Annotated in this window: 18 protein-coding genes; 9 read left to right on the plus strand and 9 right to left on the minus strand. The window is 63.7% G+C overall.

The window, feature by feature from the left end:
- Positions 1 to 28: 28 nt before the first annotated feature.
- From ACLF6L_RS09710 to ACLF6L_RS09745, 8 genes are all read right to left on the minus strand, one after another.
- Positions 29 to 1,045 (minus strand): RNA-guided endonuclease InsQ/TnpB family protein, encoded by a 1,017-nt coding sequence (locus tag ACLF6L_RS09710; protein WP_412851574.1) that lies wholly within the window; start codon positions 1,043 to 1,045, stop codon positions 29 to 31.
- Positions 1,046 to 1,272: 227 nt separating this feature from the next.
- Complete coding sequence (locus ACLF6L_RS09715) at positions 1,273 to 1,680, minus strand: Na+/H+ antiporter subunit G (RefSeq protein ID WP_238617971.1); 408 nt, start codon at positions 1,678 to 1,680, stop codon at positions 1,273 to 1,275.
- A gap of 15 nt (positions 1,681 to 1,695) precedes the next feature.
- On the minus strand, positions 1,696 to 1,965 hold the full coding sequence (locus tag ACLF6L_RS09720) for a K+/H+ antiporter subunit F (protein ID WP_008932162.1): 270 nt from the start codon (positions 1,963 to 1,965) through the stop codon (positions 1,696 to 1,698).
- Complete coding sequence (locus tag ACLF6L_RS09725; protein WP_008932161.1) at positions 1,962 to 2,480, minus strand: Na+/H+ antiporter subunit E; 519 nt, start codon at positions 2,478 to 2,480, stop codon at positions 1,962 to 1,964. The genes ACLF6L_RS09720 and ACLF6L_RS09725 overlap by 4 nt, the downstream gene beginning before the upstream one ends.
- Positions 2,481 to 2,541: 61 nt before the next feature.
- Positions 2,542 to 4,050, minus strand: coding sequence for a monovalent cation/H+ antiporter subunit D (locus ACLF6L_RS09730; RefSeq protein WP_008932160.1), 1,509 nt, complete (start codon positions 4,048 to 4,050; stop codon positions 2,542 to 2,544).
- Entirely contained in the window at positions 4,047 to 4,400 is a 354-nt protein-coding gene (locus tag ACLF6L_RS09735; protein ID WP_008932159.1) for a Na+/H+ antiporter subunit C, read from the minus strand. The genes ACLF6L_RS09730 and ACLF6L_RS09735 overlap by 4 nt, the downstream gene beginning before the upstream one ends.
- Positions 4,401 to 4,418: 18 nt before the next feature.
- A complete protein-coding gene (locus ACLF6L_RS09740) occupies positions 4,419 to 7,271 on the minus strand; it encodes a monovalent cation/H+ antiporter subunit A (protein WP_412851575.1) in 2,853 nt (950 codons plus the stop codon).
- A 172-nt stretch (positions 7,272 to 7,443) separates the two neighbouring features.
- The gene (locus tag ACLF6L_RS09745) at positions 7,444 to 7,644 is read right to left on the minus strand and encodes a hypothetical protein (RefSeq protein ID WP_008932157.1); all 201 of its coding nucleotides are present in this window, start codon (positions 7,642 to 7,644) and stop codon (positions 7,444 to 7,446) included.
- A gap of 77 nt (positions 7,645 to 7,721) precedes the next feature.
- On the opposite strand from ACLF6L_RS09745, the gene ACLF6L_RS09750 reads away from it, so the two are divergent.
- Both ACLF6L_RS09750 and ACLF6L_RS09755 read left to right on the plus strand, forming a co-directional pair.
- The gene (locus ACLF6L_RS09750) at positions 7,722 to 8,156 is read left to right on the plus strand and encodes a hypothetical protein (protein WP_008932156.1); all 435 of its coding nucleotides are present in this window, start codon (positions 7,722 to 7,724) and stop codon (positions 8,154 to 8,156) included.
- Positions 8,157 to 8,253: 97 nt separating this feature from the next.
- Positions 8,254 to 10,860, plus strand: a complete 2,607-nt coding sequence (locus ACLF6L_RS09755; protein WP_412851576.1) for a PAS domain S-box protein — start codon at positions 8,254 to 8,256, stop codon at positions 10,858 to 10,860.
- Between the two features lie 21 nt (positions 10,861 to 10,881).
- Here ACLF6L_RS09755 and ACLF6L_RS09760 read toward each other — a convergent pair whose 3' ends face one another.
- A complete protein-coding gene (locus tag ACLF6L_RS09760; RefSeq protein ID WP_412851577.1) occupies positions 10,882 to 12,144 on the minus strand; it encodes a PAS domain S-box protein in 1,263 nt (420 codons plus the stop codon).
- 210 nt (positions 12,145 to 12,354) lie between these two features.
- Here ACLF6L_RS09760 and acnD point away from each other — a divergent pair, with 210 nt between their 5' ends.
- The 7 genes from acnD to ACLF6L_RS09795 all read left to right on the plus strand — a co-directional run bounded on the left by acnD (position 12,355) and on the right by ACLF6L_RS09795 (position 22,957).
- On the plus strand, positions 12,355 to 14,952 hold the full coding sequence (gene acnD, locus ACLF6L_RS09765; RefSeq protein ID WP_412852777.1) for a Fe/S-dependent 2-methylisocitrate dehydratase AcnD: 2,598 nt from the start codon (positions 12,355 to 12,357) through the stop codon (positions 14,950 to 14,952).
- A 90-nt stretch (positions 14,953 to 15,042) separates the two neighbouring features.
- On the plus strand, positions 15,043 to 16,224 hold the full coding sequence (gene prpF / locus ACLF6L_RS09770; RefSeq protein WP_412851578.1) for a 2-methylaconitate cis-trans isomerase PrpF: 1,182 nt from the start codon (positions 15,043 to 15,045) through the stop codon (positions 16,222 to 16,224).
- A gap of 142 nt (positions 16,225 to 16,366) precedes the next feature.
- Positions 16,367 to 19,129, plus strand: a complete 2,763-nt coding sequence (locus tag ACLF6L_RS09775) for a prolyl oligopeptidase family serine peptidase (protein WP_412851579.1) — start codon at positions 16,367 to 16,369, stop codon at positions 19,127 to 19,129.
- 29 nt (positions 19,130 to 19,158) lie between these two features.
- Entirely contained in the window at positions 19,159 to 19,476 is a 318-nt protein-coding gene (locus tag ACLF6L_RS09780) for a c-type cytochrome (RefSeq protein ID WP_008932151.1), read from the plus strand.
- A 57-nt stretch (positions 19,477 to 19,533) separates the two neighbouring features.
- Positions 19,534 to 20,085, plus strand: coding sequence for a heme utilization cystosolic carrier protein HutX (hutX, locus tag ACLF6L_RS09785; protein ID WP_238617977.1), 552 nt, complete (start codon positions 19,534 to 19,536; stop codon positions 20,083 to 20,085).
- On the plus strand, positions 20,082 to 20,747 hold the full coding sequence (locus ACLF6L_RS09790) for an SDR family oxidoreductase (protein WP_238617978.1): 666 nt from the start codon (positions 20,082 to 20,084) through the stop codon (positions 20,745 to 20,747). Before hutX ends, ACLF6L_RS09790 begins: the two co-directional genes overlap by 4 nt.
- 176 nt (positions 20,748 to 20,923) lie before the next feature.
- Positions 20,924 to 22,957: a TonB-dependent hemoglobin/transferrin/lactoferrin family receptor gene (locus ACLF6L_RS09795; RefSeq protein ID WP_412851580.1), complete on the plus strand. Its 2,034-nt coding sequence runs from the start codon at positions 20,924 to 20,926 to the stop codon at positions 22,955 to 22,957.
- Positions 22,958 to 23,004 lie beyond the last annotated feature (47 nt).

Raw genomic sequence — 23,004 nt, forward strand, 5'->3', positions numbered from 1 at the left:
CTGGCTCATGCAGCCCACCCGCCAAATCCTAAAGATTCAGTGGGCAGCACAGCCCATGCCAGTCGCGGACATTCATGGCCGCGTTGGCATCGGCGTGCGCCTTGTGTCCGCAACGGGTGCAGACGTAGGCATGTTTTTTACGATCATTGATCGCACCACAGTGATGGCAGGTCTTGCTGGTGTAGTGGGGACGAATCTTGTCGATGGCCACACCGGCCTGAACCGCCTTGTAGGCCACGAAGGTTTCAAACTGAAAGAACGGCCAATAGTCCCGATTCTGACCGGCGTCCGATTTGGTTTTCTTGCGCTGTTTCGTTGAGCGGCGGATACCGCTCAAATCTTCCAGCCGGATGCCCGCTCCCAGGCGCGATGCCATGGCCACCAGATCCTTGCTGATGCAGTGGTTGATGTGGGTGACAATGCGCCGTTCCTTGGACTCCAGCTTTTTGACGGCCTGGTGTTTACCTGCTTTTTGCAGCTTCCGGCGACGATGAGCGTAGATTCTTCGTACATGACGAACCTGCTTGGCTTTCCAGAAGATAACGGGGCCATCGGGTGTTGCGGCCACAGCCGGGACATTCTGCCCTCGATCCACTCCGATCCAGCGGTCTGTCTCTTTGGCGTCGGGAACCTCCATCGACACCGAAAGGCAGGCATACCAGATACCCTTTTTGGACTGAACCAGTTTGAGACTGCCCGCTTTGGCCTCTCCCTCCAGCAACGCTTCCAGCCAATCCCGATGGGAAGCGGCATGGACTTCTATCGGGATTCGCTTTTTGATGCCACGCACCAATCCAAAACCAAGGCTGAAGGTGTCACCGACACGATGCAATCTCCAGTTCTGGTTGTTGGTTTCAAGGGGAAGGCGCTTAAAGCATTTCACCTGGGTGCGGGCGTTGGCGTTGCGAATGGTCTGATTGATCCATGCCGAGCCGATTTCAATATCTGCAAATGCCTTGCTGGTGAGTTGGCGGCGCTCGGATTTGGGCAGGGCAAGGATCGTGTTGGCAACTTCTGTGTTGATCTTTTCAAGACGAGCAAACATGTCCGCCTTCGACTGATTTAACCGAAGAAAGGGAAGTTTGATTGTCTTGGTGAATATCGCCACAATTCAAAACGTATACCGTCTTGCGCTATCGCGCAAGACGCGGCTTATATCCCCACGGATAAATCCGGGGGCTTTACCCGGTATTGTCAAAGCCCTGGACTCCCGCCTTCGCGGGAGTGACGGCATGGGGACTTCATGAGGTCGACGGCATGAATGGTGTCGACTCAATCCTTCTTTTCGGCCTCCACATCCCCGGCCTGCCCAGCTGTCGAATCCGGTGGCGCGTCGTAGGTGCTCCAGCCGTAGGGACGGCCGGTGGGGGGCAGTTCCGGTTTTTTCTCCGGGTGCTGGTGCAGATAGGCCTTGGCCACGAAGTGAGCGGTCACCGGGGCGGTGAGGAACAGAAAGGCCGTGATCAGCACCTCATGGATGGATACCTTGCCCTCGATCCCCCAGAAATACAGCATGGAGGCCACCAACGCGCCGCCCACGCCCAGGGTGGTGGCCTTGGTGGGGGCGTGCAGACGGCTCATGAGATCCGGCAGCTTCACCAGTCCCACGGAACCCACGATGACGAAACACCCCCCCACCACGATCAGCAGGGAGATCACCAATTCAAGCCAGAATGCCATGGTCATGCCTCCCGATCACTCGATCACGTCGCCGCGCAGGACGAAGCGGCAATAGGCGACGGTGGAAATGAAACCGAACATGGCCAGCAACAGGGCCGCCTCGAAATACAGGGTGGTCTGCTGCTGGATGCCGTAGAGGATGATCAGGGCGATGGCATTGATCATCATGGTGTCCACCGCCAGTACCCGGTCCATCAGGGTCGGCCCCTGCACCAGGCGCCAGAGGTTGAGCATCAGCGCCAGGCAGACGGCAAAGAAGCCGAAGGTCAGTGCATAACCGATCATGGGAAGATCTCCTTGAGCCGGGCTTCGTAGCGGGTCTTCATCTGCATCACCGCCTCCTCCGCGTCCGGTGCGTCCAGGCAGTGCACCAGCAGGCTGCGGCCATCGGCGGACAGGTCGCTGCTGACGGTGCCGGGGGTCATGGAGATGGTGCCGGCCAGGACGGTAATGGCCTCCGGGGACTTCAGGTCCAGGGGCACGGTCACCCAGCGGGTCTTGAGGCTTTCCGGGGGATGGAACAGGATCAGGCGGGCCACGATGACATTGGCCACGACCACGTCCCAGGCCACCAGGAGCATGAAGGACAGGGCCTTGCCGTAGGCCCGGATGGGAGGGCGTTCCGGCCAGAAGCTGCTGGTGATGATGGGGATGACCACGCCCAGGATGAGGCCCATGACCAGGCCGCCCAGGGTGAAGCTGTTGAGCAGCAGCATCCACAGGAGCACCAGGGTCAGGGTCATCAGGGGGTGGGGCAGCCACCGCTCCCAGAATGTCCGTTTGTGCCGTTTGTCTGCCATCGGGCGGATACCTGTCTAGATGATACGGTAAGGATGTGATGGGTCCGGCGGCGCTGGTGCGCTAGTCCAGCACGGCGCCGATGTAGGCGCGCGTCTCGAACAGCTGCGCCGCCGTCGCGTCCAGGTAGCCCGTCACCGGTCCGGCAAAGACCGTCAGGAATACCAGTGACGCCAGCAGCAGGCCGACGGCCACGAATGACAACGCGCCCGATTCCGGTGCCCCGTCGGTCTCCAGGCGCCCCTCCACCGCGGCACTCTTCCAGAACAGGGTGCTCCCGCCCCGGCCGAAACCGATGATGGCCAGCAGGGAGGTCACCAGGATCAGGGACCAGATCCAGATCACGGCGTCGCTGTCCCGGGCCGCGTCCAGGATCAGCAGCTTGCCCAGAAAACCCGCCAGGGGCGGCATGCCCACCATGGCGATGGCCGCAAGGAAGAACCCGCCGGCAATCAGTCCGGCCTGGGCGAAGGTGGGCGCCACCACCAGATCATCCCCCAGCCCCGGACGCCGGTCCACCACCAACCCGACGATAAGGAACAGGGTCGCCGCCGCCAGGGTGGAATGGAGCAGGTAGTACAGGCCCGCCGACAGGGCCTCGGGGGTAAACAGGGACACCGCCGTGAGCAGGGTGCCCATGGAGCCGATGACGCCGAAGCTGACCATCTGGCCCAGACTGCGGGAGGCCAGCACACCCACCATGCCCACCACCAGGGTGACCAGGGCCGCCGGCAACAGCCAGTCGGCGGCGATGCCCGCCGCCTCCCCCGCCCCGTCACCGAAGACCAGGGTATACATGCGGATGATGGAATAGGCACCCACCTTGGTCATGATGGCGAACAGCGCGGCCACCGGCGCCGGCGCCAGGGCGTAGGTGCCCGGCAGCCAGAACTGTACCGGCACCAGGGCGGCCTTGACGCCGAACACCAGCAGCAGCAACAGGGCGCCGGTCTGCAGCAAGGCCTGTTCGGAGGCGCCCACTTCCGGCACCCGCAGGGCCAGATCCGCCATGTTGAGGGTGCCGGTGACGCCGTAGATCAGGCCGATGGCCACCAGGAAGACCGACGAACCCACCAGGTTGACCACCACGTATTGAACTCCCGCCCGCATCCTGGCCGGGCCGCCGCCATGGACCATCAGGCCGTAGGAGGCAATCAGCAGAATCTCGAAGAACACGAACAGGTTGAACAGGTCGCCGGTGAGAAAGGCACCGTTGATGCCCATCAGCTGCAACTGGAACAGGGCATGAAAGTGTCGCCCGTGTCGGTCCCAGCCGTCGATGGCATAGAGCACCACCACCAGCCCGAGCACCGCCGTGAGCACCAGCATCAGCGCCGAGAGCTGGTCCAGCACCAGGACGATACCGAACGGCATGGGCCAGTTGCCCAGGGCATACATCTGGGTCTGACCGTCGGCGGCCATGCCCATGAGGATGCCGCCCAGCAGCAGCATGATCACCGCCGAGGCCACGGAGAAGACCCGCGCCAGGACGATGTCGTGACGCACCGCCAGCACGATCATGGGTGCCACCACCGCCGGCACCAGGATGGGAAGAATGATCCAGTGATTCATGAGTGATCCGCCTTCTCGCTACCCTCGGACCGGCTCAGGTCCACGTGATCGCTGTCGCTCTCCAGATAGGCCCGCAGGGCCATGGCCACCACCACCGCCGTCATGCCGAAGGAAATGACGATGGCGGTCAGCACCAGGGCCTGGGGCAAGGGATCCGCATAGCCCAGGGCCTCGTCACTGATGACCGGGGGCAGATTGACCGACAGCCGCCCCATGGCAAACAGGAAGAAGTTCACGGCATAGGTGAGCAAGGTCAGACCCAGGATCACCGGATAGGTCCTGGCCCGCAATAACAGGTAGACCCCGGCGGCGGTCAGCACGCCCACGGAACTGGCAACGATGAATTCCATACGCTCGTTCTCTCTTGATCAGCGGGACCGCACCGAGGACACCGGGGCAGACGGGTCCACATCCATGGGGCCTTCATTATCGGGCCGGTGACTGGACAGGCTGCCCAGGCGGGACAGGTTCGCCAGCGCCAGCATCACGCCCCCGACCACGGTGAGGAAGACACCGATGTCGAAGGGCAACGCACTGGCCACCTCCACTTCCCCGATCAGGGGCAGGTGGACATGGGTATGGGCCGAGGTGAGGAAGGGGTAATCCCACAGCATGGCAACGATGCCGGTGGCCCCGGCCACCAGCACCCCGACGCCGATCATGGCGTCATAGTCCACTCGCACCTGACGGGCGGTCCATTGGAAGCCGCTGGCCATGTACTGCATGATCAGGGCGATGGAAACCACCAGGCCGCCGATGAAGCCGCCGCCCGGCATGTTGTGCCCCCGCAGCATGATGTACAGGCCCACCATCAGCGCCAGCGGCAGCATCAACCGGGTGGCCACCACCATCATCATGGGATGCCGATCCGCCGACTGGGGCTGATCCGGCATCCAGGCCGCCAGCCGGGCACCGGCACGGCCCCGAACCGCCCCTTCCAACAGGGCGTAGATGGCCAGGGCCGCGATGCCCAGCACGATGATCTCGCCGAAGGTGTCAAAGCCGCGGAAGTCCACCAGGATCACGTTTACCACGTTGGTGCCACCGCCGCCGGGCACGGATTCGTCCAGGAAGAAGGTGGAAATACTGGTGAAGTCGCGGGTGATCACCGCCCAGCACAGGGCACCCACGCCCAGACCCGCCAGGGCGGCGATGATGCCGTCGCGCACCTTGCGCGCCCCGTCGCTCTCGGCGGGCGTCTGCTTGGGCAGGAAGTACAGGGCCAGCAGGATCAGGATGGTGGTCACCACTTCCACCGAGATCTGGGTCAGGGCCAGGTCCGGCGCGGAGAAGTACAAAAAGCCCACCGAGACGATCAGACCGGCCACGCTCACCGCCACCAGGGCCAGCAAACGCTGGCGGTGCAGCAGCAGGGCGACGGCGCAGACCCCCAGCAACAGGATCCAGGCGATCACGGCCACCGGCGTGGCCGGCAGCAGTTCGCGGCTACCGACGCCGTGGGAAGCGTTCATGAAGGCGGCAAACCCCAGCACCACGAAACCGCCGACCATGAAGGCCAGATAGCGCTGCAGAGAGCCGTTATGCAGGCTCAGGATGGCCCACTGGGCGGCACGGACCAGGGCGGCCATGCCGGTATCGAACATGCCCTTGGCGTCGGGGTGAGGTCCGGCCTGCCAGCGGGCGCGCACCAAGGTGTAGCGCCAGATCAGGAACAGACCACCCGCCAGTGCCGCCATGGACATGAACAGGGCCGGGGTCAGGCCGTGCCAGATGGACAGGTAAAAATCCGGCAGGGGTGCGCCGGTGACCGCCGTCGCCGTGACGCGCACCAGCGGACCGGCCAGGGCCTCCGGGAACAGCCCGATGAGGATCACCAGGGACACCAGGAAGGCCGGCGGCAGCCAGAATCCCGCCGGCGGATCGTGGGGAGTGTGGGGATAATCGTCCCGCTTCGGCCCCAGGAAGACATGGGCGATATAGCGGAAGGAATAGGCCACGGAGAACAGGGCGCCCAGGGTGGCGGCCAGGGGGATGATCCAGCCCTGCCCGGCCCAGGTGGCATGCACCGCCTCTTCCAGCATCATTTCCTTGGAGAGGAACCCGTTGAGCAACGGCACCCCGGCCATGGAGGCCGCGGCCACCATGCCCAGGGTGGCGGTAATGGGCATCAGGGTCATCAATCCGCCCAGGCGTTTGATGTCACGGGTACCGGCCTCATGATCGACGATGCCGGCGTTCATGAACAGGGCGGCCTTGAAGGTGGCGTGATTGAGGATATGGAACACCCCGGCCACGGCCGCCATGGGCGTGGCCAGGCCGAAGAGCATGGTGACGAGTCCCAGGTGGCTCACGGTGGAGTAGGCCAACAGGCCCTTGAGGTCATCCTTGAACAGGGCGATGCCCGCGGCCAGCACCATGGTGAAGAGCCCGGTGGTGGTCACCAGATAGAACCAGGCATCGGTGCCCGCCAGCACCGGCCACATCCGGGCCAGCAGGAAGATCCCCGCCTTGACCATGGTGGCCGAGTGCAGGTAGGCGGACACCGGCGTGGGCGCGGCCATGGCATGGGGCAGCCAGAAATGGAACGGGAACTGGGCGCTCTTGGTGAAGCAGCCGATCAGGATCAGGATCAGGGCCGGCAGATACAGGGGGGAGGCCTGGATCAGTTCGGCGTTCTGCAGGATCACCGTCAGGTCATAGGAGCCGACGATGTTGCCCAGGATGAGCATGCCGGCAATCATGGCCAGACCACCGCCCCCGGTCACGGCCAGGGCCATGCGCGCCCCCTGGCGCCCTTCCGGCAGATGCTTCCAGTAGCCGATGAGCAGGAAGGACGACAGGCTGGTCAGTTCCCAGAAAATCAGCAGCAGCAGGATGTTGTCCGACAGCACGATACCCACCATGGCGCCCTGGAACAGCAGCAGGTAGGTATAGAAGTTGCCCATGGGGTCTTTCTCGGACAGATAGAACCGGGCGTAGATGATGATCAGAAGGCCGATGCCCAGGATCAGGCTGGCGAACAGGAAACCCAGGCCGTCGAGAAAGAAATTGACGTTCAGTCCCAGCTGGGGAAGCCATTGCCAGCCCACCTGCACGATCTCGCCGCGAAACACGGCCGGGGCATGGGACATGAGCAGGCCGAAGGCCAGCAGGGTGACCGAGCCGGTGGCGATGGCGCAGGCATTGCGTCCGGCGCGGATCATCAGCGCAGGCAGCAGCGCGCCGAGGAAAGGCAATATGACGATCAACGCAAGGTTCATTGGGTCACCCGAATTGAGGGACGTGCACGACAAACCGTCGCCGTGAACACCAGGGTGTCCGGCACGGAAATGTCCTCGATCATAATTTAGGTTGGAAGGGGCAGCCGCCCCGGCCCGGCCGGTAACTTTACCCAATCAGGATCGGGGAAACCAGCCCGAAAACTCGGGTTTTTCAAACCTGCCCAAAGAGATGCCACAACAAGAACCCGCCATACACCCCCAGGAGCACCAGGCTCAGGATGGTGATGGGACGCACCCCCTTCTGCTCCGGCACCGGTAGTCCCTGGGCCTGCAGGCGCCGGTGCTGAAGCCAGCGTTTCAGGCGCCACCAGGCAAACAGAATCAGGATCAGCAGGGTCAGAAACTTGAGCATGCGACGCGTGGCCCTCGCAATATTAGTAGTGAGTGATATACTTCAGGGGCCATTTCCAACAAGGAGTACCGCTTACCATGAAGCACCTGAAGACTGGATTGATCGCCCTGGTGATGCTGCTGGCCCTGGCGCCCCTGGCCCAGCTCGCCGCCGCCGAAGACAACCGCGTTCTGGTGACCGTCAACAGCGGTGAACCCCAGACCCAGGCCATGGCCATGATCCTGACCCGCCAGCTGGTGGAACGGGGCGCCACGGTACAGGTTCTGCTGTGCGACCAGGGCGGCGTGATGGGGACCAAGGCCTATGACGGCCCGGTGATGAAAGGCCCCGATGCCACCGCGCAGCAGATCATGCGCGGCGTGATGCAGGCCGGCGCCAAGGTCAGTGTCTGCGCCCTGTTCCTGCCCAACAGCGACTTCACCCGGGATGATCTCATTGACGGCGTGGATGTGGCCACCCCCCCGCAGATGGGTGAGTTCATGATCCACGGGACCCGTTTCCTGAACTTCTGACATCACGCTCTGGCAATTCCTGCCGGCCCACTCGTTTCCGGGTGGGCTTTTTTATGGCACCATGGCGAGTTTTTACCGCCTCAAAGGTGCCGCCCGGATGGTTAGGAGACTGTCCGCCCTGATCTGTCTTGCCGTCCTCCAGCTGTCTCCGGTCACCGCGCCGGCACACCCCGGTGATGCCGCCATCGACCCATACCAGATCGAGTACGCCGCCGACGCCGATTCGGGCAACCTCCGCACACAGTACCAGGACAGCCCGTTGCCCGGCCTGGCGGCCGCCGCCGGCACCTTCATCCTGCTGATGATGATCCTGGTGATGGTCAACCGGCATCTGCATGAGCAGCGCGCCCTGCTTCGGCAAAGCGAGTATCGCTACCGTTCCGTGGTTGATGCCCTGTCGGAAGGGGTCGTGCTGCTGGATCGGGACGGCCGGATCACCACCAGTAATCCCGCCGCGGAGCGGATACTCGGTCTGAGCGCCGGGATGCTGAGCGGGATTTCCGTCACGGACCCTGACTGGAACGCCGTTCACGACGACGGCCGCCCTTACCGCGGCGAGGAGATGCCGGGCCTGGTCACCCTGCGCACCGCCCAACCCCTGCGTGAAGTGGAAATGGGACTGCGCCGGACAACCGGCGAAGTCACCTGGCTGCTGGTCAATACACAGCCGTTGTTCCAGTGCGGTGAAGACACCCCCCATGCGACCGTGGTCAGTTTTACCGACATCACCGACCGACGCCGCTCGGAAACGGCGCTCCGGGAACGGGAAAACCGCCTGTCCACCCTGGTTTCCTCCATGCGCGAGCTGCTGTTCGTACTGGATGAGGAAGGCCGCTACCTGGATTACCACGCCCCGGACAAGCATGACCTCCTGGTCCCGCCGGAACGGTTCCTGGGTCAGCATTTTTCCTCATCGTTGCCGGCCGAGGTCGCCCAGGTCATACAGGAGGCCATTGACCGTGTGCGCGCCACCGGACAACCAAGCCGGTGCGATTATCGACTGGATCTGCCCGGCGCGGGAACACGGGACTTCAGCGCCGACATCGTCCCCCTGGTCAGGCACCAGGGTCATCCCTCGGGATTCCTGGGCGTGGTACGGGATGTCACCGAGGAACGGCGGATGGAACAGCAGCTGCGCATTGCCGCCACCGCCTTCGAGGCCATGGAAGGCATGTTCGTGACGGACCGGCATGGCGTGATCCTGCAGGTCAACACCGCGTTTACCCGCATCACCGGCTACAGCGCCGAGGATGCCGTCGGTCGCAATCCGAACCTGTTGCGCTCAGGACTGCACGATGACGCCTTCTATCGGCAGATCTGGGACAGTATCGGGCAACACGGTAGCTGGCAGGGAGAAATCTGGAACCGCCGCAAGGACGGCTCGCTCTACCCCCAGGAGCTACTCATCACCGCCGTCAAGGACCGGCACGCGCAGGTCACCCACTATGTCGCCACGCTGCGGGATATCACCCAGCGCGTGGCCAATCGGGAGGCCCTGCTGGAAGCCAAGAATCAGGCCGAAGCCGCCAACCGTGCCAAGAGTGAATTCCTGGCCAGCATGAGCCACGAACTGCGCACGCCGCTGAACGCCATCCTGGGATTTGCCCAACTGCTGGATATCGATGATTCACGCCCGGACGAGGACCGGGACAACATCCGCCAGATCCACAAGGCCGGCCGGCACCTGCTGACGATCATCAACGACCTGATCGACCTGGCCAGGATCGATACCGGCCAGCTGACCCTGAGCATCGAGGCGGTCCCGCTCGGATCCGTCCTGAAAGAAAGCCTGGAATTCATTTCCGGGCTGGCCACCGAGCGCCGGGTACGCATTCACCTTCCAGCGGACTTGCGGGAAGAGATGCTGGTCAAGGCCGACTACACCCGCCTGCGCCAGGCCCTGATCAACCTGCTCAGCAATGCCGTCAAGTACAATCACCCTCAAGGATGGGTGCATGTCACCCTCGAACATCCCGATGCATGGATGATCCGCGTCTGCGTCACCGACAGCGGCCCGGGCATTCCGGCGCATAAGCAGGAACGCCTGTTTGTCCCCTTTGATCGCCTGGGTATCGAGTGCAAGCATGTGGAGGGAACGGGCATCGGCTTGATCATCACGCGGCGGCTCGTGGAAGCCATGGCAGGCCGGATCGGGTTCAGTAGCCGGGAGGGCGAGGGCAGCACGTTCTGGCTGGACCTGCCATTGGCGGATGCCGGCTCGCAGCCTTCCCTGCTCCCGCTCCCCGACACCCAACCATCCGGCATCCCCGCGGGGCCGACGGAAACCACGCCGCACAGTGATGGGGACAGGGGACCCGTGACCACGGACCATGTCACCGTCCTCTACGTGGAGGACAACCCGGCCAGCAGACGCCTCATGGAACGGGTGCTCGGCCATCACGACCGTTTTGCGCTGATGTTGGCAGAGGACGCGGAAACCGGCATCGCCCTGGCCAGGCGGCAACCTCCCGCCATTGTGCTGATGGACATCAATCTGCCGGGCATGACCGGCTATGAGGCCCTGGAAGCCCTCAAGTCATGGCCCGAAACCGCCCATATCCCCGTGGTGGCGATTTCCGCCAACGCCATGAAGGGTGATCAGGAACGGGGGCGGCAAGCCGGGTTTGCCCACTATCTGACCAAGCCGCTGGACATCCCGAAGCTGATGGAAGTCCTGGAGCAACTGACTTCGGGTTCCAGCTGACCGTTCCCCGAAAAGCCCCCATCAGTCATCCGGTGCCGATCTGACACAGTCACGTCCCGCCTCCTTGGCGGCATACAGGGCATCGTCCGCCCTTCTGAGCAAGATCTTGCGGGTATCCCCCTCGCGATAGCAGGCCACGCCGAAGCTCAGGGTGACATGCCCCACAGTCGGATGGGCATGGCGGCCGATGCCCGCCCTGACCCGCTCCGCCAGTTCCACCGCATCCCGCAGATGTGTCTTGGGCACCAGAATCAGGAATTCCTCGCCGCCCCAGCGGATGGCTGAATCCGAACGCCTGACCAGATCCTGCAGCAGCTGCCCCACCCGTGACAGCACCTGGTCCCCTACCCCGTGGCCATGCTGATCGTTGATGGCCTTGAAGTGGTCGATATCGGCCATGATGATGCTGAAGCCCTCGGCGTAACGCCCTGCCCGATACCACTCCCGCTCCAGCAACTGTTCACCGAAGCTGCGATTGGGCAGGCCGGTCAGCAGGTCGATGGTGGCCATCCGGCGCAGGGTCTGCTCCATGCGCACCCGCTCGCTGATGTCCTTGCCCGTACTCATGTAATGAGTGATCTCGCCGTACTCGTCCCGGACCGGCGTGATGGTCTGCTCCAGATGGAACAGACTGCCGTCCCTGGCCTTGTTGACGAAGGTGGCGCGAAAAGGCTGACCGGAGTCCAGGGTGTCCCATAATTGCTTGTAAAATGCTCCGTCGTGATGGCCGGATTTCAGGATGGCGGGGGTCTTGCCGATCACGTCCTCTCGACGGTAGCCGGTCTGCTTCTCGAAGGCACGATTCACATACACGATGGTGCCGTTCCGGTCCGTCATCACCACCTGATCCGAATTGGCCTCCAGGGCATTGGCCATCAGGTTGCGCTCGTATTCAGCACGGACCTTCTCCGTCAGGTCCCGCTGCACGGAGACGAAATGGGTGATCAGTCCCTTGTCGTCCCGGATGGGCGAGATATTCCACTCTACGTAATAGCAGCTGCCGTCCTTGCGGTAATTGACCGTATTGCCGATGAAGAACTCGCCTGCCTTCAGGCATCGGCGCAGCCGTTCGATGGTATCAAGGTCGGTACGCGGCCCCTGCAGGATGCGAGGTGTCTTGCCGATGAGTTCCTGGCACGTGTAACCCGTCATGTCGCAGAAGGCCTGATTCACGAACAAAATCCGTGGCCCGGGCATTTCCAGCAGGGCATCGGTGACCACCACGGCATTGAACGATTGTTCAATCGCCGCCTTGAGCATCTGGTCGGACAAGGTCAGGGCCATTCGGCGCTCCGGTTATTCGGTCCACGGGGAAGTGAGTACACGGATTCCCGTAGCCGCCATGATACCCGATCACACCCCTCTCACCATGTACCGGCATCCGACAAACGCTACCGTCAAGCATGCCGCGATCACTGTATAATCGCCCTTCTCACGGTTGAGGGCCTTGTCTTCTCCGGTTCAGCCTCAAGGATTTCAAGCGAGTTGCCAATGATGAACACTGAATACCGCAAAAACCTGCCAGGAACAGCGCTGGATTATTTCGACACCCGCGCCGCCGTCGAGGCCATCCAGCCCGGTGCCTACGACACGCTCCCCTATACCGCCCGCGTCCTGGCGGAAAACCTGGTGCGCCGCTGCGAGCCCGAAGGACTCACCGACGCACTCAGGCAGATCATCGAGCGCAAGCGTGAACTGGACTTCCCCTGGTTCCCCGCCCGTGTGGTCTGCCACGACATCCTGGGCCAGACCGCCCTGGTGGACCTGGCCGGTCTGCGGGACGCCATCGCCGAAAAAGGCGGCGACCCGGCCAAGATCAACCCGGTGGTGCCCACCCAGCTGATCGTGGATCACTCCCTGGCGGTGGAACACGGCGGCTTTGAAGCCGACGCCTTCGAGAAGAACCGGGCCATCGAGGACCGCCGCAACGAAGACCGCTTCCACTTCATCAACTGGACCAAGCAGGCCTTCCGCAATGTGGACGTCATCCCCCCCGGCAACGGCATCATGCACCAGATCAATCTGGAAAAGATGTCGCCGGTGATCCAGGTCCGCGACGGCGTGGCCTTCCCGGACACCTGCGTGGGTACCGACAGCCATACCCCCATGGTGGATGCCCTGGGCGTGATCTCCGTGGGCGTGGGCGGCCTGGAGGCCGAAAGCGTGATGCTGGGCCGGGCCTCCATGATGCGCCTGCCCGACATCGTCGGCGTGGAACTCACCGGCACACTCAAGCCGGGCATCACCGGCACCGACATGGTGCTGGCCCTGACCGCCTTCCTGCGTCGGGAGCGGGTGGTGGGCGCCTATCTGGAATTCTTCGGCGAGGGTGCCGATGCCCTCACCGTGGGCGATCGGGCCACCATCGCCAACATGACGCCGGAATACGGCGCCACCGCCGCCATGTTCTACATCGACGGCCAGACCATCGATTACCTCAAGCTCACCGGCCGCGACGACGCCCAGGTGGCCCTGGTGGAGACCTACGCCAAGACGGCCGGCCTGTGGGCCGACAGCCTCAAGGGCGCCGAATACGAGCGGGTGCTGCGTTTTGACCTGTCCGCCGTGGAACGCACCCTGGCCGGTCCCTCCAACCCCCATGCCCAGCTGCCCACCCGGGAACTGGCCAGCCGCGGCATTGCCGGGGCCTGGACCGAGGAGCCGGGCAAGATGCCCGACGGGGCCGTGATCATCGCCGCCATCACCAGCTGCACCAACACCTCCAACCCGCGCAACATGGTGGCGGCGGGCCTGATCGCCCGCAATGCCAACCGGCTGGGCCTGACCCGCAAGCCCTGGGTCAAGTCCTCCCTGGCCCCCGGCTCCAAGACGGTGAAGATGTACCTGGAAGCAGCCGGCCTGCTGCCGGAACTGGAGCAGCTGGGCTTTGGCGTGGTGGCGTTCGCCTGCACCACCTGCAACGGCATGTCCGGCGCGCTGGACCCGAAGATCCAGCAGGAGATCATCGACCGCGACCTCTACGCCACTGCCGTGCTCTCCGGCAACCGCAATTTCGACGGCCGCATTCACCCCTATGCCAAGCAGGCCTTCCTGGCCTCCCCGCCCCTGGTGGTGGCCTATGCCATCGCCGGGACCATCCGCTTCGACATCGAGAAGGATGTGCTGGGACACGATGCCGACGGCAATCCCGTCACCCTCAAGGACATCTGGCCCAGCGACGAGGAAATCGACGCCATCGTGCGCGCCAGCGTCAAGCCCGAGCAATTCCGGGAGGTCTACATCCCCATGTTCGAGGCCCGGGACGCGTCGACCGAAACCGTCACCCCCCTCTACGACTGGCGCCCCATGAGCACCTACATCCGCCGCCCTCCCTACTGGGAGGGCGCCCTGGCCGGTGAGCGCACCCTCAAGGGCATGCGCCCGCTGGCGGTGCTGGGTGACAACATCACCACCGACCACCTGTCGCCGTCCAACGCCATTCTGGCCAGCAGTGCCGCCGGGGAATACCTGGCGAAAATGGGTCTGCCGGAGGAAGACTTCAATTCCTACGCCACCCATCGCGGGGACCACCTGACCGCCCAGCGGGCCACCTTTGCCAACCCCAAACTGCTCAACGAGATGGTGCGGGATGAAAACGGCCAGGTGAAGCAGGGCTCCCTGGCCCGGATCGAGCCGGAAGGCCGGGTGACCCGCATGTGGGAGGCCATCGAGACCTACATGGCCCGCCGGCAGCCCCTGATCATCATCGCCGGTGCCGACTACGGTCAGGGTTCCTCCCGCGACTGGGCGGCCAAGGGCGTGCGTCTGGCGGGGGTGGAGGCCATCGTTGCCGAGGGCTTTGAGCGCATCCATCGCACCAACCTGATCGGCATGGGCGTGCTGCCGCTGGAATTCCAGCCGGGCACCAACCGCAACACCCTGGCCCTCGACGGCACCGAAACCTATGATGTGATCGGTGAGCGCAAGCCGCGCACCACCCTCACCCTGGTGATCCATCGCCGCAACGGTGAGCGGGTGGACGTGCCGGTGACCTGCCGGCTGGATACGGCGGAAGAGGTCTCCATCTACGATGCCGGTGGTGTCCTGCAGCGTTTTGCCCAGGACTTCCTGGAGGCGGAAAACGCCGCCTGAGCCACTGCAGGCCCCTCTCCCCTTGCGGGAGAGGGGTGTTCACCCATCCAAAGCCCTGAGTTGTTGCCAGGATTTCCAGGAGACATCTTCGTGAGCCACAAACCCCAGATCAGGATCCCCGCCACCTACATGCGCGGCGGCACCAGCAAGGGCGTGTTCTTCAACCTGACCGACCTGCCCGAGGCCGCTCAGGTCCCGGGACCAGCCCGGGACGCCCTGCTGCTGCGGGTGATCGGCAGCCCCGACCCCTACGGCAAACAGATCGACGGCATGGGCGGCGCCACCTCCAGCACCAGCAAGACCGTGATCCTGTCTAAAAGCACCCGCCCGGATCACGACGTGGACTACCTGTTCGGCCAGGTCTCCATCGACAAGGCCTTCGTGGACTGGAGCGGCAACTGCGGCAACCTCACCGCCGCCGTGGGGGCCTTCGGCATCAGCGCCGGTCTGGTGGACCCCGGCCGCATCCCCGACAACGGCATCGCCACGGTGCGCATCTGGCAGGCCAACATCGGCAAGACCATCATCGCCCACATACCCATCACCGACGGCGCGGTACAGGAAACCGGCGACTTCGAACTGGACGGGGTCACCTTCCCCGCCGCCGAGGTGCAGATCGAGTTCATGGAACCGGCGGATGACACCGGCGGCTCCATGTTCCCCACCGGCAATCTGGTGGACGATCTGGATGTCCCCGGCCTGGGCACCCTGAAGGCCACCATGATCAATGCCGGCATCCCCACCATCTTCGTCAACGCCGAGGACATCGGCTATACCGGCACCGAACTGCAGGAGGCCATCAACGGGGACGCCGAGGCGCTGGAGCGATTCGAGACCCTGCGTGCCCACGGCGCCCTGCGCATGGGCCTGATCAGCGACCTGAAAGAGGCCGCCCAGCGCCAGCACACCCCGAAGGTGGCCTTCGTCGCCGGGCCGAAGGATTACGTGTCTTCCAGCGGCAAGCCCGTCCAGGCGGAGGATGTGGACCTGCTGGTGCGCGCCCTGTCCATGGGCAAGCTGCATCATGCCATGATGGGTACGGCCGCCGTGGCCATCGGTACCGCGGCGGCCATCCCCGGTACCCTGGTGAATCTGGCGGCCGGCGGCGGTGAGCGCACGGCGGTGCGTTTCGGCCATCCCTCCGGCACCCTGCGGGTGGGTGCACAAGCCCGTTGCGAGAACGGCGAATGGACGGTGACCAAGGCCATCATGAGCCGTAGCGCCCGGGTACTGATGGAAGGCTGGGTCAGGATTCCCGCGGACAGTACCTGATCTCCCGGCGGCTGGACCGGCTCCCCGATGATGCAAAACGCCCCGGCCTCGTCCGGGGCTTTTTGTCGAACTCGATCCATTATTGCGAATAATTATCGTTTGTGTTTTCATGTCGACAAAATACCGACAGGATTCACAGACCATGGACAGACAGCCACCCTCGCCTGCTGCCGTAAAGATCGTGTCCGCTGCCCGAGTCATCATGCTCGTCCTGCTCTGCCTGACGCCGTTCCCGCTTCTTTCAGGCACGGAGGCCAAACAGCCCCTGACCCCCGATGACTACCATCTTTGGCATACCATCGCCAATGCCGGCCTGTCGGCCGACGGCCTGTGGTTCTTCCATAACCAGGTTGGCATGGTTCGAGGCGAATCCCTGACCCAGGTCTCAAGTACGGTCGATCCGGATCGGCAGTTCCGGTTCGAGCACGCCTTCGGCCATGGCTTTTCGCCGGATGGACAGTGGTTCTTCTTCCGTGCCCAGACGGTGGCCGGCAAGAGTATCCAGGACACGCCGCCCCATGAGACCCGTCTGGGCGCACTGCGGCTGGATACGGGGGCCGTCACCTTCTTTTCCGGCGTGATCAGCCATGAAATCTCGCCCGACGGGCGATTCCTGGCGGTTCGACGGACCATGCCGGAGAATGAAACGGCCCACGACGGGGAATTACTGCTCCACGACCTGTCACGATCACAGTCGATCCATATCCCGGGGGTTCAGGAACACCGGTTCAGCACCGGGTCCGACCATCTGGCAATGACGATCAGGACGCCCGACTCCCATGAAGTGGTGATCCTGAATCCGGCCACGGGCAACCGTCGTACCCTGGACCAGCATCCCGGAGGCCATTTCCATCTGAGCTGGAGCCCCGATGGTCAGCGTCTTTCCGTGTTCCGCGCAGCTGACGGCAAGCCTCGGGAGCCGCTGGCCGCCCTGGTGTTCGAACAGCTGGATTCCCGGCCGGTACGTCACGTCCTGACACCCCCCCGGGGCGAGAAAGATACCGCCACGCTGGCCTTCGCCCAGGGACGCTGGCCTCGATGGTCGGACGATGGCCTGCGCCTGTTCTTTCCCATGACACCGCTCCAGTCCGCTGACGGGACAGATTCGGAGGCTGAAACCGCCCTCCCCCCCAGCACCGTGCGTATCTGGCACTGGCGCGATGATCCTATCCAGCCCTACCGGCAGAAGAAGGGAGATGACCGCGCCATTCCCCATCTCTGGGCAGTCTGGCATCTGCGGGATGGGCGTTTTTTTGCCCTGGCCGATGAACCGGGCCTGAGCCTGGAACTGGTCCGGGGTCAGCATCACGCGGTACTCCATGATCCCAGGCCCTACCAGCCCCAATTGCGGGATCAGTGGAACGACATCCATCTGGTGGATGTGCATGGCGGCGAGCGGACCCTGGTGCTTGAGCGCTATGAGTCGGTGAGCAGTTCACCACAGGGCCGCTACCTGCTGTACTTCTCCGGCGAGGACTGGTGGACCTACGACATTCACACCGGCCGGTACGCCAATCTGACGGCGACGGTGGAGAGTCGTTTCAATGACTTCACCCAGGTGAACGGACGCACCATCGACCGCCCCTTCGGTCATGGCCAATGGGCCGACGGAGATGCCTGGGTGCTGCTGTATGATCTGCATGATGTCTATCTGGCCCAGCCGGACGGCGAACACATCCAGCGCCTCACCCAGGGCGCGGAGCACGGCATCCGCTACCGTCAGGCCATCCTGGACCGCCTGCGGCCCAGCCTGGACCCGGAAGGTCCCGTCCATCTGGAAATGTTCGGCCTGCGCACCAAGGATACCGGGTATGCGCGCTGGCATCGCGGCACCCTGGACACCCTGATTCATGGCCCCATGCAGGTGGATCAGCTTCAGTACGCGGCCGCCACCGATCAGTATGTCTATCGCTTACAGACCGCGGTCGACTCGCCGGACTACTTCCTCACCGACAGTGACTTTGTCCGGCATCATCGCCTCACCCGCACCAATCCTCAGCAGGCACGGTTTCACTGGGCCGGTGATGAACTGGTCCGGTTCAGGACCGAGAAGGGAGAGCCGCTGGAGGCCCGGCTGCTCTACCCCGCCGACTACGAACCGGGCCGACAGTATCCCATGATCGTGCACATTTATGAGCAACGCTCGGATACCCTGCATGAATACACCCTGCCCCGCCACAATCATGCCTTCAATGCCCGTCGCTTGTCCTCGGAGGGTTATTTCGTCCTGGAACCGGACATTCACTACGAGCTGGGCCAGCCCGGAGAGTCCGCCCTGGAGAGCGTGGTGCCCGCGGTCAAGGCGGTCCTGGAAAGTGGCCGGGTGGATCCCGCCCGCATCGGACTGGTGGGACATTCCTGGGGCGGCTACCAGGTCAGCTACATCATCACCCAGACCGATCTGTTTGCCGCCGCCGTTGCCGGCGCCCCCATCACCAACCTGATCAGCAAATACAATTCCATCTACTGGCGCACCGGCATTCCGGAACATCTCATCTTCGAAACCGGTCAGGCGCGGCTGCCAAGACCCTTCTGGGAGGATCTCGGCAGCTACGTGGCCAACTCCCCGGTCTTCAATGCCCAAGGCATCGACACGCCCTTGCTGGTCATGTTCGGCACCGAAGACGAGTCGGTGGCCTTCAATCAGGGGGTGGAGATCTACAACACCCTGCGCCGGATGGGAAAACCCATCGTCATGCTGGCCTACGAAGGAGAAGGACACAACCTGCGACGCCGGGAAAATCAGCTGGATTACTCCAGCCGGGTGTCCCAATGGCACGAACATTGGCTCAAGGGCGAAGAACCGGGCAGCTGGATCATCCAGGGTCTGCCCCTGGTGCAGTATTCGGCCATCGGTGGCATCGCGGGTCGTGCATTTCGCGAAGATATAAATGATAATCATTAGCCCTTTTATTCAATAGTCGAGGTCAAGACATGCTGCGCAAGCACGGATCATCCCTGGGAACCATGTGCCTGCTCCTGATGGCCACCGCCTCCCCCGCACTGGCGGACATGGACATCGCCAACCAGAGCGGGTGCATGGCCTGTCATCAGATCGACGGCCAGGCCATCGGCCCCAGCTACAAGGAGGTGGCCGCCCGCTACCGGGGTGATGCCGGCGCCGTCGACAAGCTCACCGGCAAGGTGCGTGACGGCGGGGTGGGCAACTGGGGCCAGATTCCCATGCCCCCAAACGCCTGGGTGGGCGAGGACAATATCCGCATGCTGGTGAAGTGGGTACTCAGTCATTGATTCACCCGCCCCCCGGGGCCTTTCATTCTTTCATCCCGACACTGGAGGACCACTCCCATGGCATCAGCCATCCACGAGACCGTCACCGACCTGGAGCAGGTACGCCAACAACTGGCCCAATCGGCGGACGGGATTCTTGAAGACATGGCCCGGCAGGCCCGCTGCTCCATGCGGGACATCATCCACTGCCTGCCCCGATCCCTGTGGACCGAGGTACGCGGTAGACACTTCATCAACGTCATGCATGCCCTCTCCGACTGGGGCGATCTGGTCACCGTGATCCATAACCAGGACGTCATCCTGGAATTCAAGGGTCCGATTCCCCGCGGCAAGACCGGCCATGGTTTCTTCAACCTGCACGGCGGCACCGGCCTGTCCGGTCATCTGCGCCCGGAGCGTTGCGCTCATATCGTCTTCGTCAGGCGTCCCTTCATGGGCATGGAGACCGCCTCAATCCAGTTTTTCAACGAGACGGGCGAGTGCATGTTCAAGGTCTTCCTCGGACGTGATGAACAGCGGCAGTTGCGCCGGGACCAGTTGGATCTGTTCGAGCGCCTGCAAAAGGCCCTGCTGCATCTGGATCAGGCCGACCAGGAGGCCTGCGCATGACCCCCGTCCTCATCTTCGGTGCCAGCCGCGGGGTCGGTCTGGCGCTGGCCCGGCTGCTCCGGCGGGATGACATCCCGGTACTGGCCATGGTTCGCCCGCGCACGGACGCCCTGCCACTGCTGGAGATCGGTGCCGACATCATGCCCGGTGACGTCCTCGAACCCGGTGATGTGAAACGGGCCTTCGATGCGCTGGATGATCAGGGCATCGTGGTTTCCACGGTATCGGGCCGGACCGAAGACGGCCGTTTCGTGGACGACGACGGCAACCGGATCATTGTCGATGCCGCCGCTGCCCGAGGGGTGCGGCACTGCATTCTGGTGACCGCCATCGGCTGCGGCGAGATGATGCCGTTCCGCTCGGCACGGGCCATCGCCGCCTTCGGGGATGTGGTGGATGCCAAGACCCGTGCGGAAGCCCATCTCAAGGCTTCCGGCGTGCCCTTTACCCTCATTCGTCCCGGCGGTCTGGGCGATGAACCGGCCACCGGCCGGGGCATGCTGTCGGAAAACCCCGCCATTCACGGCTTCATTCAGCGGGCGGACGTGGCGCTGCTGATCCGGCAGGTGATGTCCGACCCCGGCGCCCTCGGCAAGGCCTATGCGGCCGTGGACAGGGATCGCGCCCGGATCGATCCGATCCCGGCAACCGGGACGGGATGACGCCCTTGACTTGCAAATAATAATCAATATCATTTCACCATTCGTGTTTCCCATCACGGAAACACCTGAGTCCACTTGCAGCTCAGCCCGCCACCGACCCCTGTCGGCAAGCCAGCCAGGCCGCCTTTTCAAGCTTGGGACGGAGTGCGCCCACTTCGTCGGGTTCTGGAGGTTTCATGACGCGTCAGCGCCTGTGCATGCTCACCGCGGCCATCGCCGCCGCCCTTTCCGGCACGGCCCACGGGGCCGATCCGGCCGGGGATCCTCTTTATGCCTCGGTGACCCTGCCCACCCTGCTCATTGAATCCACCCGCATGCCGGCACCGGTGGAGCAGGTCAACGCCCCGGTGGCGGTGCGTGACCGTGAGTCCATGGATCGGGACCAGGCCGCCAACCTGGCGGACATCATGCGCATGCTGCCCGGCGTCGGCATCGGCGGCGGTACCCGTGCCATCGCCATGGAACCGGTGATCCGGGGGCTGAGCGGAGAACGGGTCGTGATCCGGGTGGACAATGCGCGCCAGAATTTCGGCGCCGGCCACAAGGGCAGAATCTTTCTGGACCCCCTGCTGCTGGAACAGGTGGAAGTGCTCAGGGGACCGGCCTCCACCCTGTATGGTTCGGGTGCCCTGGGCGGAGTGGTGAATTTCCGCACCCAGGATGCCGACAGCTTCCTGGGGCCGGATGCCGATGCCGGCGGCCGGGTGAGCGCCGGCTACCAGAGCCAGGGGGATCAGTCCCTGTTCTCGGCCACCGCCGCGGGACGGGGAGAACGCCTGTCCCTGCTGGCCAACGTGCTCAAGCGGGAGCAGTCCGACCTGAAAGACGGGAACGGTGACACCATCCTGTACACCGGCGACGAGATCGTGTCCGGCCTGCTCAAGGGCACCCTGACCCCGGCACCGGGGCATCGTCTGACCCTCAGTCTGCAGGCCTTCCGGGACGATCACGAAATCCCCTCCAATGCCAACAGTACCGGCACCGGCGCCGGCAGCACCGCCATCATCGTCGACCGGCGCACGGACAACCGGACCCAGACCCTGCGCTACCAACTGCATCCCGATGACAGCCGCTGGCTGGATCTGGATGCCACCCTCTACGGTAATCAGGTGGAACTGGACGAAACCCGCACCGACACCGGCCGCAACGATGTCACCCAACTCAATACCCTGGGGTTGGACCTGACCAACACCCTGCGGTTTGAAACCGGCCCGGTGGATCATCTGGTGGTCGTGGGTCTGGAACATTACCGGGATCGCCAAAAAGGGGAGCGGGATGGCGAGAGCCGTCCCATGTATCCCGATGCCCGCCAGGCGGTCACCGGAATCTTCCTGGTGGATCGCCTGCTCATCACGGACCGGTTGGAGATCGCCCCCGGCCTGCGGTATGACCATTTCAGCAAGGACGCCGACGACCACGACCGACTGACCGAATCCGAATGGTCGGGGCAGATCAGTGCCACCTATACCCTGACTCCGGGCTGGGAACTGTTCGCCGGCTATTCCGAGGCCTTCCGCGCCCCCTCGCTCACCAACCTGTACGTGGGCGGCATCCACTTCGGCAACAACCGGTTCGAGCCCAATCCGGACCTGCGACCGGAAAAGGCGCGCAACAAGGAACTGGGCCTGACCCACCATGCACGGGGCCTGTTCCATCCCGAGGACCGGTTGCGGGCAAGACTGTCGGTGTACCAGAACGACGTGGAGGACTTCATCGACCAGATCGTGGAGCTGGAGATGCCGGCCTTCGGTCCTCCCATCCCCGGTGGCCGCACCTACTTCGAGAACGTGAATGATGCCCGCCTGCGGGGACAGGAACTGGAGATTCATTACACCCATCCGGATCACTTCATCACCGTGAGCGCCGCCCGGCAGCGGGGAGACAACCGCACCGAAGGCGGCCCCCTGTCCGGCATTCCCGCCGATAACCTGGCGCTGGAAGGGGGCGTGCATGTCATGCAGGGTCGGCTCACCCTGGGTGGCCGCGTGACCCATGCCTGGTCCCAGGACCGGGTACCGGACGACGCGGACACCGCCGACAGCTACACCCTCACCGATGTCTTTCTGACCCTGCGACCTGGCGCGGACCGGGACCGGATGCGGGTGGATTTCGGCATCGACAACCTCACCGACAAGACCTACCGCCCTCACCTGTCATCCATGAACGACCCGGGGCGCAACGTGAAGATCCAGGCCAGCTATCGCTTCTGACATCAAGGAGACCCTGCCATGAACCCGCTGAACACCCGCAGCGACCG

Origin of the sequence: Ectothiorhodospira shaposhnikovii (assembly GCF_047222355.1) — a bacterium.
In the GTDB taxonomy this organism is placed as follows: domain Bacteria; phylum Pseudomonadota; class Gammaproteobacteria; order Ectothiorhodospirales; family Ectothiorhodospiraceae; genus Ectothiorhodospira.

What these genes read in the sequence shown, in the direction of transcription:
- ACLF6L_RS09710 (WP_412851574.1), bottom strand. Translation starts at nt 1,045, where the DNA reads ATGTTTGCTCGTCTTGAAAAGATCAACACAGAAGTTGCCAACACGATC.
- ACLF6L_RS09750 (WP_008932156.1), top strand. Translation starts at nt 7,722, where the DNA reads ATGAAGCACCTGAAGACTGGATTGATCGCCCTGGTGATGCTGCTGGCC.
- ACLF6L_RS09755 (WP_412851576.1), top strand. Translation starts at nt 8,254, where the DNA reads ATGGTTAGGAGACTGTCCGCCCTGATCTGTCTTGCCGTCCTCCAGCTG.
- ACLF6L_RS09775 (WP_412851579.1), top strand. Translation starts at nt 16,367, where the DNA reads ATGGACAGACAGCCACCCTCGCCTGCTGCCGTAAAGATCGTGTCCGCT.
- acnD (WP_412852777.1), top strand. Translation starts at nt 12,355, where the DNA reads ATGAACACTGAATACCGCAAAAACCTGCCAGGAACAGCGCTGGATTAT.
- ACLF6L_RS09720 (WP_008932162.1), bottom strand. Translation starts at nt 1,965, where the DNA reads ATGATCGGTTATGCACTGACCTTCGGCTTCTTTGCCGTCTGCCTGGCG.
- ACLF6L_RS09715 (WP_238617971.1), bottom strand. Translation starts at nt 1,680, where the DNA reads ATGGCATTCTGGCTTGAATTGGTGATCTCCCTGCTGATCGTGGTGGGG.
- ACLF6L_RS09735 (WP_008932159.1), bottom strand. Translation starts at nt 4,400, where the DNA reads ATGGAATTCATCGTTGCCAGTTCCGTGGGCGTGCTGACCGCCGCCGGG.
- hutX (WP_238617977.1), top strand. Translation starts at nt 19,534, where the DNA reads ATGGCATCAGCCATCCACGAGACCGTCACCGACCTGGAGCAGGTACGC.
- ACLF6L_RS09745 (WP_008932157.1), bottom strand. Translation starts at nt 7,644, where the DNA reads ATGCTCAAGTTTCTGACCCTGCTGATCCTGATTCTGTTTGCCTGGTGG.
- ACLF6L_RS09740 (WP_412851575.1), bottom strand. Translation starts at nt 7,271, where the DNA reads ATGAACCTTGCGTTGATCGTCATATTGCCTTTCCTCGGCGCGCTGCTG.
- ACLF6L_RS09795 (WP_412851580.1), top strand. Translation starts at nt 20,924, where the DNA reads ATGACGCGTCAGCGCCTGTGCATGCTCACCGCGGCCATCGCCGCCGCC.
- ACLF6L_RS09760 (WP_412851577.1), bottom strand. Translation starts at nt 12,144, where the DNA reads ATGGCCCTGACCTTGTCCGACCAGATGCTCAAGGCGGCGATTGAACAA.
- ACLF6L_RS09725 (WP_008932161.1), bottom strand. Translation starts at nt 2,480, where the DNA reads ATGGCAGACAAACGGCACAAACGGACATTCTGGGAGCGGTGGCTGCCC.
- ACLF6L_RS09780 (WP_008932151.1), top strand. Translation starts at nt 19,159, where the DNA reads ATGCTGCGCAAGCACGGATCATCCCTGGGAACCATGTGCCTGCTCCTG.
- ACLF6L_RS09730 (WP_008932160.1), bottom strand. Translation starts at nt 4,050, where the DNA reads ATGAATCACTGGATCATTCTTCCCATCCTGGTGCCGGCGGTGGTGGCA.
- ACLF6L_RS09790 (WP_238617978.1), top strand. Translation starts at nt 20,082, where the DNA reads ATGACCCCCGTCCTCATCTTCGGTGCCAGCCGCGGGGTCGGTCTGGCG.